Here is a 21,513-nt window from a genome sequence, read left to right as displayed (position 1 = left end):
GGTCGGGGCGACGCCGTCCGGTCGGCAGGACTGGTACGCGTACTGCTACTCCGACGTATTGGGTAGGACTGAAGTTCCATCAGTGACCCGTACGAGGTACGCGCGTTGGGTGGTGCGAAGGCTGGAGCCCTGGTCAGGGGCGTTGAGCGGTCGCGCCGCGATGTTGGCGCCGTGGGCGGCAAGTTGACGCCAGGCCGGAGGGCGGAGGCGGTGGGGCGGCGGAGCGCGCGTCGCGGACTGTGTGCGCGGAGGGCCGGTCAGGCGGTCGTGTCTCCCCAGAGGCGCGTCAAGTGACTGTCCAGTGCGTCGAGCGCCGCCTCCGGCGCGAGGTGGCCGATCAGGACGTGGGTGGTCAGGCCGTCGGTCAGGGCGAGCAAAGTGCGCGCCTCGCGCTCCGCATCGGGCGACCCGGTGGCTTCGGTGATGAGGCGCGTGAACAAGCTGTGCAGGCCGGTGTAGTTGCCGCGCAGGATCTCGGCGAGCGCGGGGCTGACCGCGGCTTGGGCGACGAAGGCGAGCCAGACGCGCGCCTCGGCCCGGTGCTCGGCGCGCAGCAGGGAGATCTCGGTGGTCGCGTGCCCGAGTGCCGTACGGGCCGACTGCGCCGGGGACTCGGCGAGCCGCGCCGCCACCCGGGCGGAGATCCGCGCCCCGATGTGGCCGAGCGCGAAGACCAGCATCTCCTCCTTGGTGCGGAAACAGCGCTGGACCGCGCCCATGGACACGTCGGCGCATGCCGCCACGTCTCTGAGGGTGACGCCCTCCAGACCGTGCTCGTCGGCGAGGCGGCAGACGGCCTCGGCGATCTGCCGGCGGCGGCTCTCGTGGTCCACCTGTTTGGGCATGGGGCGCTCCCGTATTGCGATGCGTGTGTATCGATGACCAGGGTACGATGTGATGCACTTGCATCGGAACGTGTGTGCGGCGGCCTGCCCGTCGCGGACACCCAAGGACGAGGGAGTGCGAAGTGGGAGCGCAGCAGGCTCTGTGGGAGCTGCCGGCCCAGGCCCAGGCGGCCGCCGTACGGAGCGGCGAGGTCACCGCCGTCGAGCTGGTCGAGCGCCATCTGGAGCGGATCGCCGAGGTCAACCCGGCCGTCAACGCTGTCACGCAGCTCCTCGCCGACCGGGCGCGCGCGTCCGCGGCCGCGGTGGACCGGCGGCGCGCTGCGGGGGAGGACCCGGGGCCGCTCGCCGGGGTGCCCTTCACGGTCAAGGAGACCACTGCCGTCGAAGGGGTACCGACCACGTACGGCGCGGAACGCTTCCGCCACCATGTCGCGCGCTCCGACGCGCCCCCGGTGGCGCGGCTGCGCGCCGCGGGCGCGGTGCCGATCGGGCACAGCAACATGCCGACGCTCATCCTCGCGGGCGTCCACACGCGCAGCGAGCTGTACGGGGACACCGTCAACCCCTGGGCGTCCGGTGTAACGCCGGGCGGGACCAGCGGAGGCGACGCCGCCGCCGTGGCCAGCGGCATGGCCGCGATCGGGCTGGGCAACGATTCCGGCGGCTCGGTGCGGCTGCCGGCGTCCTTCTGCGGTGTGGCGGGCCTCAAACCCACGTACGGGCGCTTTCCCGCCGATCACCGCATCGGCGCGGAGGACCCCGCGCTCGCCACACAGGTGCTGGTGGTCGACGGCCCGCTGGCCCGTACGGTCGGCGATCTGCGCCTGGCCTACGAAGTGCTCGCGGGTACCGACCCGCGGGACCCGAGGGCCGTGCCCGTGCCCCTGTACGGTGCCCAGCTGCCGCGCCCGATGAAGGTCGCGATGGTCACCGACCCGGGCGGCGCGGGTGTCCATCCTTCGGTGCGCAAGGCGGTCGAGGACGCGGCGGACGCGCTGCGTGACGCCGGGTACGAGGTGTGCGAGGTCCCGGACGTACCGCGTCTGGATGAAGCGCTTGAGGTGTACGGCCGTATGACGTTGGCCGAATTCGCCCCCACTTGGCCCGTGGTGCGGAACCTCCTGGGCGAGGAAGGGCATCGATACATCGAGATGTCGATGGAAGCAGCGGGGGACGCCCTCCCGAAGGACGTGCCGGAATACCTCCGCCTGACCGGTGCGCGGCTCGGCATCCAGAGGGCGTGGGCGGAGTTCCTCGACACCTACCCCCTGTTGCTGGCGCCCGTCTTCACCGAGCCGCCCTTCGAGCCGGGGCTGGAGGTGCGCGACCAGGAGGGGCACGCGCGCGTCCAGCGGGCGATGTGCCTGTGCACGGCCACGAGCTTCGTGGGCGTACCGGCGGTGGCCGTGCCGACCGGAGTGGTGGCGGGGCTCCCGTACGGCGTGCAGCTCGTCGGCCGCGCCTACCGGGAGGACCTGTGTCTGGAGGCCGCCGAGGCCGTGGAGCGGAGGCTCGGAGTGATCACTCCCATCGACCCGCGTCCGTAGGGGAGTTCGGTGTGGTGGGGGCGTGACGCGCGGTGATGCCGGGCCCCGCTGGGCCGTACGATGGCGCAGTGCTGGTCAAGTGGATTAGATGCACGGTCGTGGACCGCCGGGGGTTCGAGAGAGGGCAGCGGAAGTGGGCGGGGCTGCTCGGCGAGCCGGGCTTCCGTGGGCAGGGCGGCGGCTGGAGCCGGGCACGGCCGTCGGTCGCGCATCTGGTCGCCTTCTGGGAGAGCAGGGCGTTCTACGACTCGTTCATGGCGCGCTCGCACGACCGGCTGGCGGCGGCCCAGGTGGGCACGTTCAAGGACTCCCGGGTGCGCCTGTTCGAGTACGAACTCGACGTGAAGGTGGGCTTCCGGCCGGTGTTCGCCGACGCCGACGTGTTGCGGATGGCGCACTGCCAGGTGCGCGCCGACCGGGTCGACCACTTCATGCTGATGCAGGAGAAGGTGTGGAATCCGGCCATGGCCGGCTCCCCGGGAATGCTGCGCGGGTTGATGGGGCGCGCGCCCGGGGAGGAGTTCTTGATCTTGTCCATGTGGGAGTCGGCGGCCGAGCGGGGGAAGTACCGGCCGGAACGGGTGGAACGGCTCGGCCTCCGTGCGCAGACGGAGGCCGACGTGCGGGCTGTGACGGGCGACGTGGCCGACCTCGAACCGTCGTGGACGGTGTGAGGGGTGCTGCTTGCGGTGGTGTGCCGGGTGTTGCTTCCGGTCGTGCGTGCATCCCTGCTCGCGGTGAGACCGATGCCTTCGCCCAGGGCGGCGTGAGCACGTTCGATCGGGTGGGTGCGGGCAGTCGGTTCACGGTTGGGCGGACGCTCGGCTCGTGCTCACGGCTCCGTGGTCGTGCCGGCCTCCTTCGCTGCGCTGTCTGACGCGGCGTGTGCCGCACCCCTCGACGGGGAGAAAACTCCGGCGTGGGCGGCTGCCACCGCCGCCGCGGCAGCCTGGTCGGCAGTGCGCTCGTCGACCGGTTCGCGGGTGATGAAGAGGCGGAAGAAGAGCGGTGCGCACGCGGCCCGCGAAAGCGCTCCGGCGTCGATGCCTTCCTCCCGGGCGGCCGCAAGCTCGCCGCGTGCGACCGCGCGCTGCACCAGGGGCTCGCAGCGCTTGAAGCGCTCCCCGTAGTAAGCGCTCAACGCGTCGGCGGCCCGCCGCGACTGGAAAGCGGCCGCGATGATCGCGGAGCCGGAGACCGACGTGGCGGGATCGGTGAACGACTCCACCACCTCGCGGGCGAGCGCCCGCAGATCGCCTTCCAGTGACCCGGTGTCGGGCGGCGTCCAGCTGTCTTCGCCGGCCAGGTCGAGAGCGTCGGCCAGCAGCCCTTCGAGGCTGCCCCAGCGGCGGTAGAGCGTCGTCTTGTGCACGCCCGAGTGCTCCGCGACGTACTCGACGGTCAGGCCGGGGTAGCCGTGTTCGACCAGGCCGGCCAGCACGGCGTCGCGGACGGCGGCGCGGGTGCGGGCGGTGCGCCCGCCCGGGCGGCGGGTGCCGGGGTCGGGGGCGGGGGACTCCGGGGTTCGGGACAAGTGCAACTCCTGTTGCGTTAGTGCGGCGGCTGTGTCATCATCGACGTAATGCTACAAGCGTAGCGTTTGGGTTCGTGGTGCGGTGTCGCACCGACGAGTCAGGGGGCCCGCATGACCACACAGATCTCGCTGCACGAGGTGGCCAAGTCCTACGGCGACCGGCTTCTGCTGGACGGCGTCTCCCTCTCGGTGCGCCCCGGCGACCGGGTCGGCATCGTGGGGGAGAACGGTGCGGGCAAGTCGACCTTGCTGCGGATCATGGCCGGCCTGGAGCGGCCGGACGAAGGCCGGGCCGTGCTGACCGCCGACGGCGGTACGGGCTATCTCGGCCAGGTCCCCGACCTGCCGGCGCACTGCACGGTCGGCCAGGCGGTGGACGCGGCCCTGGCGGAGTTCCGCGACATGGAAAGCCGGCTGCGAACACTGGAGGCGCGTCTGGGTGCCGGGAGACCGGAAGACATGGAGGCATACGGCCGACTGCTGGGCATCTTCGAACTGCGCGGTGGTTACGAGGCCGACGCGCGGGTCGACAAGGCGCTCCACGGCCTCGGGGTGGGGCACGTGGAGCGGGACCGGCCGTTCGGCAGCCTCTCCGGCGGCGAGCAGGCCAGGCTGGGCATCGCCTGCCTGATCGCCGCGTCACCCGAGGTGATGCTGCTCGACGAGCCGACCAACCACCTCGACGCGGAGGCGCTGGACTGGCTGGAGGGCGCGCTCACGGCCCACCGCGGCACGGTCCTCGCGGTGTCCCACGACCGTCTCTTTCTGCAGCGCGTGGCGGACACGATCGTCGAGGTCGACGCCGACCGCCGGACCGTCGTCCGGTACGGCGGCGGATACGGCACCTTCATCGCCGCCAAGGCCGCGGCCCGTCGCCGCTGGGAGCAGGAGTACGAGCAGTGGTGCGCCGAGGCCGCGCGGCTGGCGGAGTTCGCTGCGGGCGCCGCGCACGATGTCGCCCAGGGGCGGGCGATCAGGGACAACAACAAAATGGCGTACGACCGGGCCGGCGGACGGGTCCAGGCGTCGGTGGCCGGCCGGGTGCGCAACGCTCAGGAACGGCTCCGTCGGCTGCATGCGGCTCCGGTCCCCAAGCCGCCCGAGCCCCTGTGTTTCCGTGCGGGACCGGCGACCGGAGACGCCGAGGGCGCGCTGGTCGAGCTGGAGGACGTACGGGTGGGGGACAGGCTGACGGTGGACGCGCTGACCGTCGCCGCTGGGGAGCGGCTGCTGGTCCATGGGGCCAACGGGGCGGGGAAGAGCACGCTGCTGCGGGTGCTGGCGGGGGTGCAGCAGCCCGATGCGGGCACCGTCGCGCGGCGGGGACGCATCGGCTACCTGGCACAGGAGATAGCGGTGTCCCGGCCGCGGGAGCGGCTGCTGTCGGCCTTCGCCCAAGGCCTTTCCGGTGACCCGGAGGAGCTTGCCGAACTTCTGCTGTCGTTCGGCCTGTTCCGGCAGGACGATCTGCAGGTACCGGTAGGGGCTCTCTCGGCGGGGCAGCGGCGCCGGCTGGCCCTGGCGCGTCTGCTGGCCCGCCCCGCCGATCTCCTGCTGCTGGACGAGCCGACCAACCATCTGGCGCTCGGCCTGGTGGAGGAGCTGGACGCGGCGCTCACCGCCTGGCCCGGTGCCCTGGTCGTCGTCTCGCACGACCGGCTGCTCGGCCGCCGGTTCGGCGGCCGCCGGTGCGAGATACGGGCCGGGCGGGCGGTGTGCACCGGCCGGTGACCGACGGGGAGAGCAGGTGAACGGACGGTGACGGCGCGGCTGGTCCGGCGGCAGCGGGGTACCGGGGCATGAGGCATGTACAGAGCAACCGTTTTAGGGTGGCGGCATGGCACGGCCCCGACGCATCGTCCTCATCCGCCACGGAGAATCGGAGGGGAACACCGACGACACGGTCTACGAACGGGAGCCGGATCACGCGCTGAGCCTGACGAAGGACGGGCTGCGGCAGGCCGAGGAAGCCGGTGGCCCGCTGCGTGCGATGTTCGGTGACGAGGGAATCTCCGCGTACGTGTCGCCGTACCGCCGCACGCACCAGACCTTCCAGGCGCTCGGCCTCGACATGGACCGGGTCCGGGTCCGCGAGGAGCCGCGGCTGCGCGAGCAGGACTGGGGAAACTGGCAGGACCGCGAGGACGTCCGCCTGCAGAAGGTCTACCGCGACGCCTACGGCCACTTCTTCTACCGCTTCGCGCAGGGGGAGTCCGGCGCCGATGTGTACGACCGGGTGGGCGCGTTCCTGGAGAGCCTGTGGCGCAGCTTCGAGCAACCGGACCACCCGCCCAACGTCCTGATCGTCACCCACGGGCTGACCATGCGGCTCTTCTGCATGCGGTGGTTCCACTGGACCGTGGCGGAGTTCGAATCCCTGTCCAACCCGGGGAACGCGGAATGGCGCTCACTGCTCCTGGGCCCGGACGGCCGGTACACGCTGGACCGGCCGTTCGAGCGCTGGTGTGAACCGGAGTCGTACGGCATCACCGGTTAGAGTGCACACCGATGAGCGCCGACCACCGTGACGCAGACCGCTTCGAGCGGGCCCTCAGCAGCCTGCGCGGACTTTCCCTGGGTGATGCCCTCGGCTCCCAGTTCTTCGTTCCCGCCAACTACCCCGACCTCAAGCGCCGTGAGCTGCCGCCGTCCCCGTGGCAGTGGACCGACGACACGGAGATGGCCTGTTCGGTCGTCGCCGTGCTCGCGGACCACGGCCGTATCGACCAGGACGCCCTCGCCCGGTCCTTCGCCGACCACCACGACTTCGACCGCGGCTACGGCCCGGCCGTGAACCGCATGCTCCGCCTGGTCCGGGAGGGCGGCGACTGGCGCGAGCTGGCCTCGGCGCTCTTCAACGGCCAGGGCTCCTGGGGCAACGGCGCGGCCATGCGCATCGCCCCGCTCGGCGCCTGGTACGCGGACGACCCCGAGCAGGCGACGCACCAGGCCGAGATCTCCGCCTACACCACCCACCAGCACCGGGAAGCGGTGGTCGGCGCGATGGCGGTGGCCGCCGCGGCCGCGCTGGCCGCCGCCCCCGGCCGTACGCCCGCCCCCGAGGCACTGCTGGACGGCGTGCTGGCGCTGATCCCGCGCAGCGCCGTACAGGCCGGTCTGCGGCGGGCCCGGGACATGCTCGACTACGGCAACGCCGGCACGGTCGCCGCGGTGCTGGGCTGTGGGCGGCGGACCAGCGCCCACGACACCGTCCCGTTCACGCTGTGGGCCGCCGCGCGCCACCTCGGCGACTTCGAGCAGGCGCTGTGGGCCACCGCACAGGCGGGCGGGGACGTGGACACGACCTGCGCCATCGTGGGCGGGATCGTCGCGGCGGGTGGCGCCGCACCGCCCCAGGACTGGACGGACCGAACGGAACCGCTCCCGAGCTGGCTGCCGAAGCTCTCCGGGTGAGCTGTGGCTCTCCGGCTGGGCTGTGGCTCTCCGGCGGCGCCGCAACGGGGGAGGCCGGGACGTCGCCGGGTCGTGGCCATCCGGCTGAGCCCGTGGCGCGGGAGACCGGGGCGGATCGGCCGCCGGGATCAAGAATGCCCGCAGAGCGCGTAGTTGATCTTTCCCCTGGCCGGGGAGGCGCCTACGCGCCCGCCAGGCCGCCCTCCCGGTCGCCCGTGACCGCAAAGCCGCTGATCAGGCCCCGTGCCACTGTCTCCCGGGGCTGTCATTGACGATCGGCGACGGGAGCGGTGCGGCCAGGCGGTACCCGGTGCGCACGGCCGCCGGGATTAGGCGTACGCTTGCTGGCGCCATGCCGTACGAGCCCCCAACCCACACCGTCGAGCGATCGCTTCGCGCCACCACGGGCGCCAAGATCATCGCTGGGGTGGACGAAGTCGGGCGCGGCGCCTGGGCCGGCCCGGTCAGCGTCTGCGCAGCCATCACCGGACTGCGCCGCCCGCCGGACGGACTCACCGATTCCAAGCTGCTGACACCCAAGCGACGCAACGAACTCGCGGAAGTGCTCGACGGCTGGGTCACGGCGCACGCCCTGGGGCACGCCTCCCCGGAGGAGATCGACGACCTGGGTATGACCGCGGCACTGCGGCTCGCGGCCGTACGCGCCCTGGAGGCGCTGCCGGTCCGTCCGGACGCGGTCATCCTCGACGGCAAGCACGACTACCTCGGCGGCCCCTGGAAGGTCCGGACGGTCGTCAAGGGTGACCAGTCCTGCATCGCGGTGGCCGCGGCCTCCGTGCTCGCCAAGGTCCGGCGCGACACGATGATGGGTGAACTGGTGGGCGTGCACGCCGACTTCGCCTTCGCGGACAATGCTGGCTACCCGTCGCCGGCGCACCGTACGGCGCTGGAGGAGTACGGTCCCACGGCCTACCACCGGGTGTCGTGGTCCTACATGGACGCCCTGCCCCGCTGGCGCCACCTGAAGAAGGTGCGCAGCACCCCCGAAGCAGCCGCTCTGGAGGCCGGTGGCCAACTCGGCTTCGACTTCTGAGCGGTGCGGGCATGAATTCGGTACCCGATGACGTGTTCCGCACCTACGTTTGATAGACATCCTTTTATGCCTCTCATCCCCGAGGAGCCTCAGATTCACGAGAGTGTCCCGGGTCCCCGCGCAACTCCGGCCGCCGGCCGCACCGCGTCGACCCCTCGTCCCGTTCCTGGTCCCGGTCCCCGCCCCGCGCCTCCGCGCGGTGCCCCCGCGGCCAGTGCCCGCCCCGGCAAGCCCGGACCCGCCACGCCGTCCCGCGGGCCGGCCGGCGCTCCTCCGGCGCAGCGCCCGGGCCCCAAGCAGCCCACTGCGACCGCCGGTGCCGCCGGCGCCGCTTCCGGAGCGCAGATCCAGCTGATCCCGGCCCCGCAGAACGGCGCGCTCGACGCCGCCGAAGAGGCCGTCGACCTGCTGCTGGACTCCGGACGCGCGCCGAGCGACATCCTGGTGCTCACCACCGGTGAGCTGCACCCGTGGGCCGCCCACGAACTGTCCTTCGGCGAAGCGGCCTACTGGGCGCAGCAGGATGCCGCGGACGACGTGTTCTACGCGGACGCCACCGCCGAGCGTGCGACCGGACGGCCCGTCGTGGTCGTCGCGGTCAACGGTGGTGCCGAGCAGACCGTCGCCCGGGCGCTGCCCGCCGCGATGACCCGGGCCGGTGCGCTCCTGGTCGTCTGCGGCGACCCGGAGCGGATCAACGCCCTCCTGGGCGTGCACGCCTGACCGGAGCTGTCAGGGGGCAGCCCGGCGGCCACGGGCCGTCCGGGCGTCTCGTGCCGGGTGCCCGCGGGCCGTCAGCGGGCCGCGGCGCGCCGTCGTGCCTCCAGCGCGCCGGCCGTGCCGCGTCGTGGCGTGCGCCGTCCGTCGCTGTGCGGCGGTTCCGCAGGGGGCCGCGGTTCTCCGGCGTACGGCTGCGGGCCTGGCGTGCGCGTCCGTTCCGCGGAACGGGTCCGCTCCACCGGAGCGTTTCGTTCCGGTGAACCGGGCGGCGACGGTGGCGGACCGGACCGTCGCGTTCCGTCGATGCGCCCGGACGCTTCCGGCGGCACGGCGTCTTCGGCCTGCTCCGAATCTTTCGGCGGGCCCTGTTCCGATGCCGTGCGCCGCTGGGCCGGACCGTGCGATTCCGGTACGTACGGGTGCTGCGGTTGCCCCGTACCGCGAAGGTGGGCGGGACGTGTGACGGATCGCGGTCGCCGGCCGCCGCGCCCTTCGCCCAGCACTTGCCAGCCGCCGCGGGTCAGCGTGATGTACGCGCCGCAGCGGAGGCCGTGCAACGTACAGGCATCGCGCAGTCCCCACATCCAGGCACCGTCTGCCTCCGTCCAACGCGGGTCGCCCTCCCGGCAGTAGAGCAGGACGGCCGTACGGACCGGTGCCCGTAACCGCAGATCGTGCGGGACGACCTGGCGCAACTGAGTCAGCAGCGCGTTACGGAACTCCCAGCCGTCCGGAGCCGTGGCGTGCTGAACGAACGAGGCGCTGGCGACGACACGTTCCTCGGGCCCGAGCACCGCCACGACGGCCGTCCAAAGGCCCGGCAGATGCCGGTCGTGCAGGCCGGTGACGACCTCACGCGGGTTGCGCAGCAGGGGAATTCCGGCCGACGCCCACTCGGACGGCTCCAGCATGCGGCTCAGCCGGGCGGCGGAATCGGCGGACGTGGGCAGGGAAACATCCGGGGGCCGGTCGAAGCCGAAGGTCACGGTCCTCCCTTCGTCTACACGTCCGCACACCGGGCGGCGGCGAGCCGTGCGGACACGGCTCCGGACCGCCGTACCGGGCCGCGAACGGCGGGTACGGGGAAGCGGGTCCAATTCTTACGTTCGTACAGACATGCGGCAATGAACTCGTCGCACGCAGGGCCGGAATCGAGCGCCGCGGCTGCTTCATTCATGCCCGCCGCACGGGTCTCTGACGCCCGACCACCCCCTTCACCTCACCCTTGTACGGCAAGGACCAGCGGAAACACTCCGGCGGCTCCCGCCTGGCGCAGCAGGCGAGCGGCCACGGCCACGGTCCAGCCGGTGTCGGCGTAGTCGTCCACCAACAGCACCGGGCCGCCCGCCGACGCCAGGGCCTGCGCCAACTCGGGCGGGACACTCAACGACCCGTGCAGCGCCCGCAGTCGCTGCGCGCTGTTGCTGCGCGGAATCCGGGTGTCCGGTCCGTGCTCCCCGTACACCACCGTCCCCAGGAACGGCATCCGCCCGACAGCGGCGATGCGCTCCCCCAGGGAACGGACCAGCTGCGGTCTGGTACGGGAGTCGAGCGTCACGACGCCCACCGGACGCGCCGGGGCGTCCGGGGCCCCCGAGGCCCAGCCTCCGGGGCCCTTCGCCCAGTCGGCGAGCACTGTCACCACAGCGGACGCGATGTCGTCCGGAATCGGCCCGTCGGGGGCCTGCGCCGTGAGCATCGGACGCAACCGGTTGCCCCACCCGATGTCGGAGAGCCGGCCCAGCGCACGTCCGGCGGCACTCTGCTCACCTGCCGGAATGCGCCCCTTGAGATCGACACCGACGGCAGGCAGCCCGGTCGGCCACATCCGCCGCGGCTCGACCTCCACCCCTGGCCGCCCCAGCTCGCCGCGTGCCGCGTCCAGCGAGGCGGCGGACACCTCCGCGGTGAAGCGTGCTCCCGCGCAGTTGTCGCAGCGGCCGCACGGCACCGCGGCCTCGTCGTCCAGCTGCCGCCGCAGGAACTCCATCCGGCAGCCCGTGGTCGTGGCGTAGTCCCGCATGGCCTGCTGCTCGGCTGCACGCTGCCGTGCCACCCAGGCGTACCGCTCGGCGTCGTACGTCCACGGGCGGCCGGTCGCGGTCCAGCCGCCCTTGACCCGGTGGACCGCGCCGTCCACGTCGAGCACCTTCAGCATGGTCTCCAGACGCGAGCGGCGCAGTTCCACCAGCGGTTCCAGGGCCGGCAGCGACAGGGGGCGGTCCGCCCCCGCCAGGACGTCCAGCGTCCGGCGCACCTGCTCCTCGGGAGGGAACGCCAGCGAGGCGAAGTACTTCCAGATCGCCTCGTCCTCGCGGCCGGGCAGCAGCAGCACCTCGGCGTGCTCGACACCGCGCCCGGCACGTCCGACCTGCTGGTAGTAGGCGATGGGGGAGGACGGCGAACCGAGGTGCACCACGAACCCGAGGTCGGGCTTGTCGAAGCCCATGCCCAGCGCCGAGGTGGCGACCAGTGCCTTGACGCGGTTGCCGAGCAGGTCGTCCTCGGCCTGCTGGCGGTCCGCGTTCTCGGTCTTGCCCGTGTACGGGGCGACCGTGTGCCCGCGCTGCCGCAGGAAGGCGGTGACCTCCTCGGCCGCGGCTACCGTGAGCGTGTAGATGATCCCCGAGCCCGGCAGCTCGTGCAGATGATCGGCGAGCCAGGCCAGCCGGTGCGCGGCGTCAGGCAGCGGGAGCACGCCCAGGCTCAGGCTCTCCCGGTCCAGCGGACCCCGCAGGACGAGCGCCTCGGCCGCCCCCTCGCCCGTGCCCAGCTGCTCGGCCACGTCGGCGGTGACCCGTGCGTTGGCCGTCGCCGTGGTGGCGAGCACGGGCACACCGGGCGGGAGGTCGGCGAGCATCGTGCGCAGCCGCCGGTAGTCGGGCCGGAAATCATGGCCCCAGTCGGAGATGCAGTGCGCCTCGTCGACCACCAGCAGGCCGGTGGCGGCGGACAGCTTGGGGAGCACCTGGTCACGGAAGTCGGGGTTGTTGAGCCGCTCCGGCGACACGAGCAGAACGTCGACCTCGCCCGCCGCCACCTCGGCCTGGACCGTGTCCCAGTCCTCGGTGTTGGACGAGTTGATCGTGCGCGCGCGGATCCCGGCCCGGGCCGCCGCCTCGACCTGGTTGCGCATCAGCGCGAGCAGCGGCGAGACGATCACCGTCGGGCCGCTGCCGCGCTCGCGCAGCAGCGCGGTCGCGACGAAGTAGACCGCCGACTTGCCCCAGCCCGTCCGCTGCACCACGAGCGCGCGGCGGTGCTCGGCGACCAGCGCCTCGATCGCCCGCCACTGGTCCTCGCGCAGCCGGGCCGTCCCGCCCGGGTCCCCGACGAGGCGGGAGAGGACGGCATCGGCCGAGGCGCGCAGGTCTTCGTTGCTCATGGCTCCATGCAACCCGATGCCACTGACAACGCGCGAACCGCCGCCCGATCCTGTGGACAACTTCCGTCACCCGCGAGTTATCCACAGGGGTCGCGGTGGCGTGGCGGATCGCGGGATCTTCGAGCCATGAACCAGCACAGCGAATCATCCAGCCAGTCCGGGCAGCCCGAGCAGTACAAGCGGTCCGGCGAGTCCAAGCGTCCCGGTCAGCCCGGTCAGCCCGGTCAGCCCGAGCGTCCAGGTCGGCCCGAGGAGCCCGGTCAGCCCGCGAAGTCCGGTCGACTCGGCCGCTCCGGCCAATCCCGCCCGTCCGTACCGACACGCCCGCCCGCCCCGTCCCGGCCGGCCTCGGCCTCCCACCCGGCCGTGACCGCTGCCACTGCCGCGGCCGCCGACGCGGCCGAGGCCACCGAGGACGGCGACACGACCGAAGAGGCCAGGGTCGTCCTGCGCGGCCCGGCCGAGCTGGCCGACGCGCTGCCGTACCTCCTCGGCTTCTTCCCGGACGACAGCGTCGTCCTCGTCGGCCTGCACGGTGAGCGGGGGCGGTTCGGCAGCCGGGCCCGCCTCGGCATCCCGACCGACCGGAGCCAGTGGGGATACGCGTCCGAGCAGCTCGCGGGCTCGCTCGTGTCGCTCGGCGAGGAGCGCCGCTCCCGCCCCGAGGGGATCATCGTCTACCTCTGCCAGGAACCGGCGCGGGGAGAGAGCGGCTGGGACGTGAAGGAGCGCCTCCGCCCGCTCGCGCAGATGCTGCGCGTCGCCTGCGGGGCGCTGGACGTCCCGGTGCTCGACGCGCTGTGCATCTCCGACGGCCGCTTCTGGTCCTACTGCTGTCCCGACTTCCGCTGCTGTCCCGCCGCAGGCACGCCGCTGACCCCGCCGGGTACGTCGGTGATGGCCGCCGCCGCTGCCTACGCGGGCATCCAAGTGCGCGGGTCACTGCGCGAGTTGGAATCCCGGCTGGCCGCCTGGACCGGGCCGCGCGCGGCGGGGCAGACCAGCGCGTTGGACGCCGAGGCCCACGCGCTCGTCCCACGCATGATCCACGAGGACGCGGCGGCACCCGTACGGGCGGAGACCCTGGCACGGGCGAGCGACCTGCTCCGCCGGTTCCGCGAGGACCCGCCCACGGGCAGCCGCCGGGCCAGGGACGCCTGCGACGACGCGCTCCTGACGGACGCCGAGGCCGCCCGCCTCATCCTCGGGCTCCAGGATCGTGTCGCCCGGGACCGCGCGGCCGAGTGGATGGAGGGGCCCGACGCCGAACCCTCGCTGCGCCTGTGGCAGGCGCTCTCCCGCCGCTGCGTCGGCGGCTACGCCGAGTACGCCGTGGCACCGCTCTCCCTGGCGGGCTGGGTCGCCTGGGCGACGGGTGACCAGCCGTCCGCCCGCGTCGCGCTCGGCCGCGCGCTGGCCCTGGACCCCGAGTATCTCTTCGCCCAGCTGCTGCACCGCGGCATCAACCAAGGGCTGGACCCGGAAACACTGCGCCGCTGCCTGCGGGAGGAGCGGGAAGAGCGGGACGAACGAGCCGATGGCGCGCCGGTGAACGGTGTCGTACTGGCGTCCAAGCCTGACTCCGTACCGGTGCTCGTGGACGGCCCTGCGGCTGTGCCCGGCGCCTCTCCTGGGATGACCCGGCCGGGTGGGACCGGCCGCGGTCGCGGAGCGGAGCGGCCCGCCGCGTCGGGCGGCCCCGGCAGGGCGGGGCGCCCCGGTGACAGCGGACGTTGCGGTGGCTCCGACCGCCCTGGCGGTCCGCGCGGCAGCACCCGCCCCGCCACGCGCACGGGCACCGGACGGGGCGGGCGGCGTTCCGCCCGCCCCGGTGACCGGAGCCGGCCGTGAGCCCACCGGTGCGGGAGCGCCGGCGTGACCTGGGCGCCGGCCCTGGCGTTCACCTCTGTGGCGCAGTCCGTTTGGAGCCCAGACCCCAGCAGGGAGCGCAGAGAGTGTCAGGCATGGTCCCCACCACTCAGCCGGCCCGCCGGGCACCCGGAGATCACCGTTCCGGGATGCCCCGGCCACCGGAACCGCAGCCGGTCCACCGGACCTTGATCTGCGTGGCGCTGCCGGCGCTCGCCATCTCCTCCGACCAGGGCCAGCTCACCGGCCGGGGGACGGACGGCTTCTACCGTGCCGGGCGGCGCGTCCTGTCCCGGTGCCAGCTGAGCGCGGGCGGCGCCGAGCCCGTGATCGTGCAGGGCCGGCTGATCGCGTCCGACCGCGCACGGTTCGTCGGGACGGTCCGTACGGCCGTCGACCGCGGCCCGGACCCCGAGATGCGCGTGGAACGGCTGCGCTCCGCCGACGGGGTCGAACGGATCACGTTCCACAGCAGCGCACCACGCCGGGTGCGGCTGCCGGTGGAACTGCGGCTGGGCACGGACCTCGCCGATCTCGGCGCGATCGCCGTCGGTGTCGCCGGACCCGAACTGCCCGCCAGCGTGCACGGGTCCGGGCTGCGCTGGTCCGCCGCGGGGACCCACGCCGTGATCGCCGCGACCCCGGCCCCCACCGACGTCATGGCCTCGGCCGGACTGCTGTGCTGGGAGCTGGACCTGCCGCCCGGTGGCCAGCACACCATCGAGGTGCGGGTCCGGCTGGAGCATGCGACGTCGGGAGCCTTCGCCGGCCGGCCGGGTCCGCCGCTCCCGGCCACACGCGGCAGCGAGCAGCCGCCCCGCCCGTGGTCGGCGGCGCGGCTCCAGTGCGACGACCCCCGGGCCGACGCGCTGCTGGCGGCCGGGCTCGACGATCTCCACGGTCTGCTGATGCGTGGCCCGGGTGCCCCCACGGACACGTACATCGCGGGTGGGGTCCCCTGGCGCTGCGGCCTCTCGCCGGCCGAGGCCCTCTGGGCGGCGCGCATGCTGCTCCCCCTGGGCACCCGCCTCGCGGCCAACACGCTGCGCACCCTCGCACATGTCCAACTGACCGGAGCGGGGACGGATTCCGGCCGAATTCCGGGCGCGCTGCGGGACGCGGGCCCGTACGCCCCACCCAGCTGTACGGGCGTCGAGGCGACGCTGCTGTTCCCCGCGGTTCTCGCCGAAGCCCGTCGCTGGGGCCTGCCCGACCGCGACACGGAACAACTGCTCCCGGCAGCGGAGGCCTGCCTGAAGTGGCTGCGTACGACGGTGGGCGAAGACGGGAGCGTGCCCGGTGACGGAGCCCTGAGCGGAGGCAGCGGCTACGTCCCTGATCCGGCCCCCGGAGGGCCGTACCGCTGTGCGACCCAGGCACACGCGCACCGTGCCGCGCTGCTCGGCGCCGACCTCCTCGACGCCTGCGGCAGACCGGGAGCGCCCGCGTTGCGGGAGTGGGCGGCGGGACTGCGGACCCGGTTCCGTGAGGAGTTCTGGGTGGAGAGCCGCAGCGGCGGCAGCCCGGCCGTACTGCGCACGCCGGGCGGCCGACTGCTGCCACACTTCGGTTCCGCGGCCGTCCACCTCCTGGACACCGGACTGGTCGGCGGCGGGCGCACCGCCGTCGGCCTGCTCGACGCGGTACGCACGGAGCGCCTCGCCCGTCTCCTGGGCAGCCCGGCCATGGACTCGGGCTGGGGCCTGCGGGGGCTCGGAGCCAAGGAGAGCGGCTACAACCCCTTCGGCCACCGCAGCGGCGCCGTACGCGTCCACGAGACGGCGGTGGCCGTCGCCGGCCTGGCCGCCGCGGGCCATGAGAAGGAGGCCGCCTCTCTGGTCCGCGGGCTCCTCGACGCGGCACAGAGCTTCGCCTACCGGCTGCCGGAGATGTACGCGGGCGAGCAGCGCACCCGTGACGGCGCCCCCGTACCGCACCCCGCGGCCTGCCGGCCGGCCGCCGTGGCCGCCGCGGGCGCGGTGCACGCCCTGACCGCGCTGGCCGGGGTGCGTCCCGACGTCCCGGCGGGGACCGTGGCGGTCCGTCCGGTCGGCAGCGCGCCGCTCGGCGCCATGCAGTTCACCGGGCTCAGCATCGCCGGGCAGCCGTTCGCCGTACGGATCAGCAGACTCGGCCTCGGTCTGGTCGAGGAGGCCGCGAATGGCTTGCAACTGGGGGCGTGAGATGCGTCAGGGCCTGATTATCGTCAGGCGGACGACTATGATCGCGCCATGCCTCCCTACGACCCGTCGGCCTTCCCCCCGTTCGCCGTTACCGTCGACCTGGTCGTGCTCACCGTGCGCAGGCACGCGCTGTGCGCGCTGGCCGTGCGGCGCGGTGAGCCGCCGTTCCAAGGGCGCTGGGCCCTGCCGGGCGGGTTCGTGCGGAGCGACGAGGACCTGGAGGCCGCCGCAGCCCGGGAGCTGGCCGAGGAGACCGGGCTGCACGCCCACTGCCCGGCGGGCCCGCCACCGCCCTACGGGGCGCACCTGGAACAGCTCGCCACGTACGGCGATCCCAAGCGCGACCCCCGTATGCGGGTGGTCAGCGTCGCCCACCTGGTGCTCGCACCGGACCTGCCCGCCCCGACGGCGGGGGGCGACGCCCACAGTGCGCGTTGGGCCCCGGTCGACACGCTCCTCGACCAGGACGGCGGGCTGGGGCGCGAGGGCGAGCAGCCCGCGCCGCTTGCTTTCGATCATGCCCGGATCCTCGCGGACGGGGTGGAGCGGGCCCGCTCGAAGATCGAGTACTCCTCGCTCGCCACCGCCTTCTGTCCGCAGGAGTTCACCGTCGGGGAACTGCGCAGGGTGTACGAGGCGGTGTGGGGCGTGGCCCTGGACCCCCGCAACTTCCACCGCAAGGTCACCGGCACACCAGGCTTCCTGGTGCCCACCGGCGGGACGACGACCCGTCAGGGAGGCCGCCCGGCGCAGCTGTTCAGAGCCGGTGGCGCGACCCTGCTCAACCCGCCGATGCTGCGTCCGGAGGTCTGAGCGGCGGTGCGGATGACGGCCGTTCGGCGGCGTGCAGGCCGGGTGGCCCTGCCGTGCGGCGCCGTTGTCGGCGGACCGTGACACGCGTGAGCGTCAACTGGCGGGCATTACCGACAAAACGGACATGCGGGGTTACCGTGGCCGGGTGAGTCCCCACCTCCTCCTCCCCACCGCTTCCGTGAGGTCCCGCACCCCGTGGGGGGCGCGATGATCCAGGCCATCGGGCTGACCGGCGGCTCCCGCGAGGGGCGGCGCCCCGCCGTCGACGACCTCAGCTTCGAGGCCCCGGCCGGCCGGATCACCGTCCTGCTCGGCGACGAGGGGGCCGGCAAGACCACCGCGCTGCGCCTCATGCTCCAGCTGGAGAGCGGCCGCGGTGTCGCGCTCTTCCGCGGTCGTCCGCTGCACCGGGTGCCGAACCCGGCCCGCGAGATCGGCGTGGTCCTCGGGGACGTACCCGGCCATCCCGGCCGTACGGCGCGAGGGCACCTGCGGATGCTCAGCGCCGCCGCGGGAGTTCCGGCGTCCCGGGCCGACGATGTCCTGGACGTCGTCGGCCTCAGTGGCCTGGCCGACGAAAAACTCGGTGCCTTCTCGCGGGGCATGGACCGCAGGCTCGGCCTGGCCGCCGCTCTCCTCGGCGACCCGCACACCCTCCTCCTCGACGAGCCCTCCCGGGACGTGTCCCCGCGTGAGGCGGCGTGGCTGCACGGCCTGCTGCAGGGCTACGCGGCGCAGGGCGGTGCCGTACTGGTCACCTCCAGCGACGCACGGGCGGCCGCCCGGCTCGGCCACCGGGTGGTCACCGTCGAGGACGGCCGCCTGGTCGCGGACCAGACGGCCACCGACTTCGCCCGGACCCGGCTGCGCCCGCGCGTCGTCGTCCGCTCTCCGCACGCCGACCGGCTCGCGTCGCTGCTCGTCGACGAGGCGCAGCGTGCGCGCCCGGGGGCGGGCCCGCAGGGGGGCTGCGCGGTCGAAGTCGTACGGGAGAGCGGGAGCCGTATCGCCGTCTACGGCAGCAGCTGCGCCGCGGTGGGCGACACGGCCTTCCGGCACGGCATCCTCGTGCACCGGCTCGCCGACGAGGTGGGGGACACCGGGCCCGTCACCCCGCTCGACCGCGCCGACGGCCGCGCCCGGAATCGCGCCGTACCGGCGGCCGCAGATCCCGCCGCAGAGGGTGCGATCGCGCAGAGCCCGGCCGTGCAAAGCCCAGTTCCGCAGGACTCGGCCGCGCATGACTCGGCCGCGCAGCATCCTGCCGTGCAGTCTCCGGCTACGTCTGCCGCTGCTGCGGCCTCAGGTGACACAGCCCTCGACGTCGTCGAGACGTGTGATGCCGCTGGGGCTGCGGAGGCTACCGCGGCTTCCAGGGCTCCCGCTGACCCCACAGCCCCCGGGCGCCCCGAGATGCACGCGTCGTCGGCCGCATCAACCGCTGCGGCCGCTGCCCCTGCCTCCACTCCTGCCGCCGTCTCGGCCGCCCCTGCCACCGTCTCGGCTGCCTCGGCCGTCGCCCCCACCGCGCCGCCCGGCCCGGACGGCGCGACGCCCTCCGCGTACGTACTCCCTTCACCCGCCTCCACCCCGGCCGACCTGCGATCCGCCCCCTCCGGCCCTGCCTCCACCCCGGCCGACCTGCGATCCGCCCCCACCGGCCCCGCCCCCACCCCGGCCGACCCGCGCTCTGCCCTCGCTGTGTCCACTCAGGCGGGCCCAGACCCGGCATCCGCTCCGCCCGCCCTGCCCCACTCGAATTCCTCACCCCTTCCTGCCTCACCACCACACGGCTCCTCCTTCGATCCCACTTCCACCTCCTCCACCTTCAAACCCCTCAAGCCCCTCCGCACCTCCCTCTCCCCGGGCTCTCCCGGCCCCGCCCCCGCTTCGCCGGAAGACGCCGCCCGCAAGCTCGTCAGCCTGCGTCTGTCGGGTCGTGGCCCGGAATGGCCGCTGCGGTACGAATTCCGCCGCGCCACGACCGACCCCGCCGGTCCGCTCGTGATCGTGCTCGCGCTGGCGGTGGCTTTGGTCTTCGCGCTGGTGCTGGCCCGTGCCGGGGACACGTCCCGGGTGCATGTGCTCACCGGTTGGCCGCGTCAACTTCCGTTCCCTCCGGTGGCGCTCGCGGCCGGTTTGATCGGGGCGCTCTCCTTCGGCCAGGAGTTCCGCTACCCGGCGCTCGCTCCCGAACAGGGCACCGTTCCCCGCCGCCTCGGCCTGCTCGCGGCCAAGCTGCTGGTCAGCGGTGGCGCGGCGGTGCTGCTCGCGGTCGGTACGCTGCTGCTCGACGGCGTGGCGGTGCACGGCCTGTTCGGTTCCGCCGGCCTGCCGCCCGGGGGCGATGTGAAGGTGCTGGCCGTCAGTTGGGCGGCCCTCCTGACCGGTTGCGCGTGGGCGGGTGTGCTGGCGGCCGGCGTCTTCCGGTCCACCGCGACGGGAATGGCCGTGGTCCTGGCCGTACCGGTACTCGTGCTGCCGCTCGTGCAGCATGCGTTGGCCGCTCCGGCGGCCCGGTCCTTGGCGGGAGTTCCCGCGCGGCTGCGCTCGGCGGCGCTGGTGCAGTGGCCGTCCGGGTTCGACCAGGCCGTCGAAGTGGTGCTGCGGCTGGCGGCCCAACCGGTGGGCGGCGCACTGTCGTTGTCGATCACGGCGCTGGTCCTCGCCTATGCCCTGACCGCCCTGCGGAGGAGGGCCCGCTGACCCTCAGGGGGCGCATGCGTACGCAGTTGGCGCGGCCGTGGCCGAGCCCTCCCGTGGGGAGCACCTTTCTTTCCGATAAAGCGTCAATTGGGGAACGATGGGCGATCACCCTTTCGTGTGCTTTTCACCAAAGACCTCAAGGGGTCCCGGGGGGTCGCCGACAAATGATGCGTGAGTACCCTTGCGCACACCATGATGACCGCGGCTCGCCCCGCCGACGCCGGCCTCACCGGCCCGGGCGAGCTTGACCGCTACTCCTACGCCGCCGCGGGCGCACCCGGCCCCGGCGGTGTCGCCCACGCTCCGGGCGCCGAGCGGGCCGACCGCGTGCCGCCCGTCTGGGACGGGCCCGAGGCGGACATGGCCCGGGCCGGCCGCCGTGCGGCGGGCAACCGAGGGCGCGGGCTGCACGGCCAACTCGTCCAGCAGCTCGGCCAGATGATCGTCTCCGGCGATCTCGGGGCGGACCGCCCGCTCGTCCCCGAGGAGATCGGCCAGCGCTTCGAGGTCTCCCGCACCGTGGTCCGTGAGTCGCTGCGCGTCCTGGAGGCGAAGGGCCTGGTCAGCGCCCGCCCGAACGTGGGCACCCGGGTGCGTCCGGTCAGCGACTGGAACCTGCTCGACCCGGACATCATCGAGTGGCGGGCGTACGGCCCGCAGCGCGACGACCAGCGTCGTGAACTGTCCGAGCTGCGCTGGACCATCGAACCCCTCGCCGCCCGGCTCGCCGCCGGCCACGGCCGCGACGACATCCAGCAGCGCCTCGCCGACATGGTCGAGATCATGGGCCATGCCGCTGCCCAGGGTGACGCGCTGACCTTCGGCCGCGCCGACGCCGAGTTCCACACCCTGCTGCTCCAGCTCGCCGGCAACCGGATGCTGGAGCACCTCTCCGGCATCGTCTCCTCCGCCCTGCACGTCTCGGGCGGCCCGTCCGGCGGCTGTGAGCGACCCGCGGAGAAGACCGTGGGCCAGCACATGCGGATCGTCGACGCGATCGGCGCCGGCGACGCGGCGGGCGCCGAGTCCGCGATGCGCGCCCTGCTGACCGCCCACGGGGAGGCCGGCGGCCAGGGCGCCGGCGGTGCCGGGGATCACACCGTCCCACCGCCCCGCGAGCACTGAAGGACCGGCGCCGCCGAAGGTCCCCGCCCGCCCGGGGAGGCCCGTACCGCCCGCCGGGAAGGCCCGGCCGAGAGCCGCGTACCCGTACGGGACGGGAGGCGCGTCCGCGCGGGACGGACCGCCGGAGAGCGTGCGGCCACCCCGGGGCGCGAGGAGCAGACGCCAGGCGCACGGAGTGCATGGGGGCGCACAGGGCGTGCGGAGGCCGGCGGAGCGCGCGGACGTGGGCGTGGGGATCCGCGGCAAGTGCGCCACCGCGAGCGAGCGGCGTGCGCGGGCCGCAGTACGTCAGGCCGCCGGGCCCGGGAGCATGAT

Annotated in this window: 15 protein-coding genes and 1 pseudogene; 12 read left to right on the top strand and 4 right to left on the bottom strand. The window is 73.8% G+C overall.

Translation table 11 applies throughout. The features are described from left to right. Positions 1-257 precede the first annotated feature (257 nt). On the bottom strand, positions 258-845 hold the full coding sequence (locus OEIGOIKO_RS10885; protein ID WP_125053877.1) for a TetR/AcrR family transcriptional regulator: 588 nt from the start codon (positions 843-845) through the stop codon (positions 258-260). A 122-nt stretch (positions 846-967) separates the two neighbouring features. Between OEIGOIKO_RS10885 and OEIGOIKO_RS10880 the strand changes: the two genes are divergently transcribed. Further along, on the top strand, positions 968-2,395 hold the full coding sequence (locus tag OEIGOIKO_RS10880; protein WP_125053876.1) for an amidase: 1,428 nt from the start codon (positions 968-970) through the stop codon (positions 2,393-2,395). Positions 2,396-2,463: 68 nt separating this feature from the next. After that, complete coding sequence (locus OEIGOIKO_RS10875; protein ID WP_125053875.1) at positions 2,464-3,069, top strand: YdbC family protein; 606 nt, start codon at positions 2,464-2,466, stop codon at positions 3,067-3,069. Between the two features lie 158 nt (positions 3,070-3,227). Here the strand turns inward: OEIGOIKO_RS10875 and OEIGOIKO_RS10870 are convergent, their stop codons facing one another. Beyond that, positions 3,228-3,929 carry a TetR/AcrR family transcriptional regulator gene (locus OEIGOIKO_RS10870; RefSeq protein WP_170251687.1) on the bottom strand — a complete coding sequence of 234 codons (702 nt, stop codon included), beginning with the start codon at positions 3,927-3,929 and terminating at the stop codon, positions 3,228-3,230. A gap of 111 nt (positions 3,930-4,040) precedes the next feature. On the opposite strand from OEIGOIKO_RS10870, the gene abc-f reads away from it, so the two are divergent. The 5 genes from abc-f to OEIGOIKO_RS10845 all read left to right on the top strand — a co-directional run bounded on the left by abc-f (position 4,041) and on the right by OEIGOIKO_RS10845 (position 9,120). Continuing rightward, positions 4,041-5,660: a ribosomal protection-like ABC-F family protein gene (gene abc-f, locus OEIGOIKO_RS10865; protein WP_125053873.1), complete on the top strand. Its 1,620-nt coding sequence runs from the start codon at positions 4,041-4,043 to the stop codon at positions 5,658-5,660. Positions 5,661-5,766: 106 nt separating this feature from the next. Further along, complete coding sequence (locus OEIGOIKO_RS10860; protein ID WP_031009169.1) at positions 5,767-6,426, top strand: histidine phosphatase family protein; 660 nt, start codon at positions 5,767-5,769, stop codon at positions 6,424-6,426. 11 nt (positions 6,427-6,437) lie between these two features. Then, complete coding sequence (locus OEIGOIKO_RS10855; RefSeq protein ID WP_125053872.1) at positions 6,438-7,343, top strand: ADP-ribosylglycohydrolase family protein; 906 nt, start codon at positions 6,438-6,440, stop codon at positions 7,341-7,343. Between the two features lie 352 nt (positions 7,344-7,695). After that, on the top strand, positions 7,696-8,397 hold the full coding sequence (locus OEIGOIKO_RS10850; protein WP_125053871.1) for a ribonuclease HII: 702 nt from the start codon (positions 7,696-7,698) through the stop codon (positions 8,395-8,397). A gap of 66 nt (positions 8,398-8,463) precedes the next feature. Next, positions 8,464-9,120 (top strand): hypothetical protein, encoded by a 657-nt coding sequence (locus tag OEIGOIKO_RS10845; RefSeq protein ID WP_125053870.1) that lies wholly within the window; start codon positions 8,464-8,466, stop codon positions 9,118-9,120. A 460-nt stretch (positions 9,121-9,580) separates the two neighbouring features. Here the strand turns inward: OEIGOIKO_RS10845 and OEIGOIKO_RS10840 are convergent. Both OEIGOIKO_RS10840 and OEIGOIKO_RS10835 read right to left on the bottom strand, forming a co-directional pair. Beyond that, positions 9,581-10,103: pseudogene (locus OEIGOIKO_RS10840) on the bottom strand (hypothetical protein); the annotation flags it as partial. A 233-nt stretch (positions 10,104-10,336) separates the two neighbouring features. Continuing rightward, the gene (locus OEIGOIKO_RS10835; RefSeq protein WP_125053869.1) at positions 10,337-12,502 is read right to left on the bottom strand and encodes a RecQ family ATP-dependent DNA helicase; all 2,166 of its coding nucleotides are present in this window, start codon (positions 12,500-12,502) and stop codon (positions 10,337-10,339) included. Between the two features lie 126 nt (positions 12,503-12,628). On the opposite strand from OEIGOIKO_RS10835, the gene OEIGOIKO_RS10830 reads away from it, so the two are divergent. From OEIGOIKO_RS10830 to OEIGOIKO_RS10810, 5 genes are all read left to right on the top strand, one after another. Then, positions 12,629-14,353, top strand: coding sequence for a DUF4192 domain-containing protein (locus OEIGOIKO_RS10830; RefSeq protein WP_246177303.1), 1,725 nt, complete (start codon positions 12,629-12,631; stop codon positions 14,351-14,353). Between the two features lie 167 nt (positions 14,354-14,520). Continuing rightward, complete coding sequence (locus OEIGOIKO_RS10825) at positions 14,521-16,554, top strand: glycogen debranching N-terminal domain-containing protein (RefSeq protein ID WP_125053867.1); 2,034 nt, start codon at positions 14,521-14,523, stop codon at positions 16,552-16,554. 48 nt (positions 16,555-16,602) lie between these two features. After that, positions 16,603-17,367: an NUDIX hydrolase gene (locus tag OEIGOIKO_RS10820; RefSeq protein WP_031009153.1), complete on the top strand. Its 765-nt coding sequence runs from the start codon at positions 16,603-16,605 to the stop codon at positions 17,365-17,367. Positions 17,368-17,574: 207 nt separating this feature from the next. After that, entirely contained in the window at positions 17,575-20,073 is a 2,499-nt protein-coding gene (locus OEIGOIKO_RS10815; protein WP_125053866.1) for an ATP-binding cassette domain-containing protein, read from the top strand. 192 nt (positions 20,074-20,265) lie between these two features. Beyond that, entirely contained in the window at positions 20,266-21,198 is a 933-nt protein-coding gene (locus OEIGOIKO_RS10810) for a FadR/GntR family transcriptional regulator (protein ID WP_125058627.1), read from the top strand. Positions 21,199-21,513 lie beyond the last annotated feature (315 nt).

This window comes from Streptomyces paromomycinus (genome assembly GCF_003865155.1).
Classification (GTDB): domain Bacteria; phylum Actinomycetota; class Actinomycetes; order Streptomycetales; family Streptomycetaceae; genus Streptomyces; species Streptomyces chrestomyceticus.
The sequence above is the reverse complement of the archived record's forward strand: the minus strand, read 5'-3'. Positions and strand labels throughout refer to the sequence as shown.

Coding starts and splice junctions, on each gene's coding strand:
- OEIGOIKO_RS10860 (WP_031009169.1), top strand. CDS start 5,767: ATGGCACGGCCCCGACGCATCGTCCTCATCCGCCACGGAGAATCGGAG.
- OEIGOIKO_RS10845 (WP_125053870.1), top strand. CDS start 8,464: ATGCCTCTCATCCCCGAGGAGCCTCAGATTCACGAGAGTGTCCCGGGT.
- OEIGOIKO_RS10885 (WP_125053877.1), bottom strand. CDS start 845: ATGCCCAAACAGGTGGACCACGAGAGCCGCCGCCGGCAGATCGCCGAG.
- OEIGOIKO_RS10825 (WP_125053867.1), top strand. CDS start 14,521: ATGCCCCGGCCACCGGAACCGCAGCCGGTCCACCGGACCTTGATCTGC.
- OEIGOIKO_RS10830 (WP_246177303.1), top strand. CDS start 12,629: ATGAACCAGCACAGCGAATCATCCAGCCAGTCCGGGCAGCCCGAGCAG.
- OEIGOIKO_RS10835 (WP_125053869.1), bottom strand. CDS start 12,502: ATGAGCAACGAAGACCTGCGCGCCTCGGCCGATGCCGTCCTCTCCCGC.
- OEIGOIKO_RS10820 (WP_031009153.1), top strand. CDS start 16,603: ATGCCTCCCTACGACCCGTCGGCCTTCCCCCCGTTCGCCGTTACCGTC.
- OEIGOIKO_RS10855 (WP_125053872.1), top strand. CDS start 6,438: ATGAGCGCCGACCACCGTGACGCAGACCGCTTCGAGCGGGCCCTCAGC.
- OEIGOIKO_RS10850 (WP_125053871.1), top strand. CDS start 7,696: ATGCCGTACGAGCCCCCAACCCACACCGTCGAGCGATCGCTTCGCGCC.
- OEIGOIKO_RS10810 (WP_125058627.1), top strand. CDS start 20,266: ATGATGACCGCGGCTCGCCCCGCCGACGCCGGCCTCACCGGCCCGGGC.
- abc-f (WP_125053873.1), top strand. CDS start 4,041: ATGACCACACAGATCTCGCTGCACGAGGTGGCCAAGTCCTACGGCGAC.
- OEIGOIKO_RS10815 (WP_125053866.1), top strand. CDS start 17,575: ATGATCCAGGCCATCGGGCTGACCGGCGGCTCCCGCGAGGGGCGGCGC.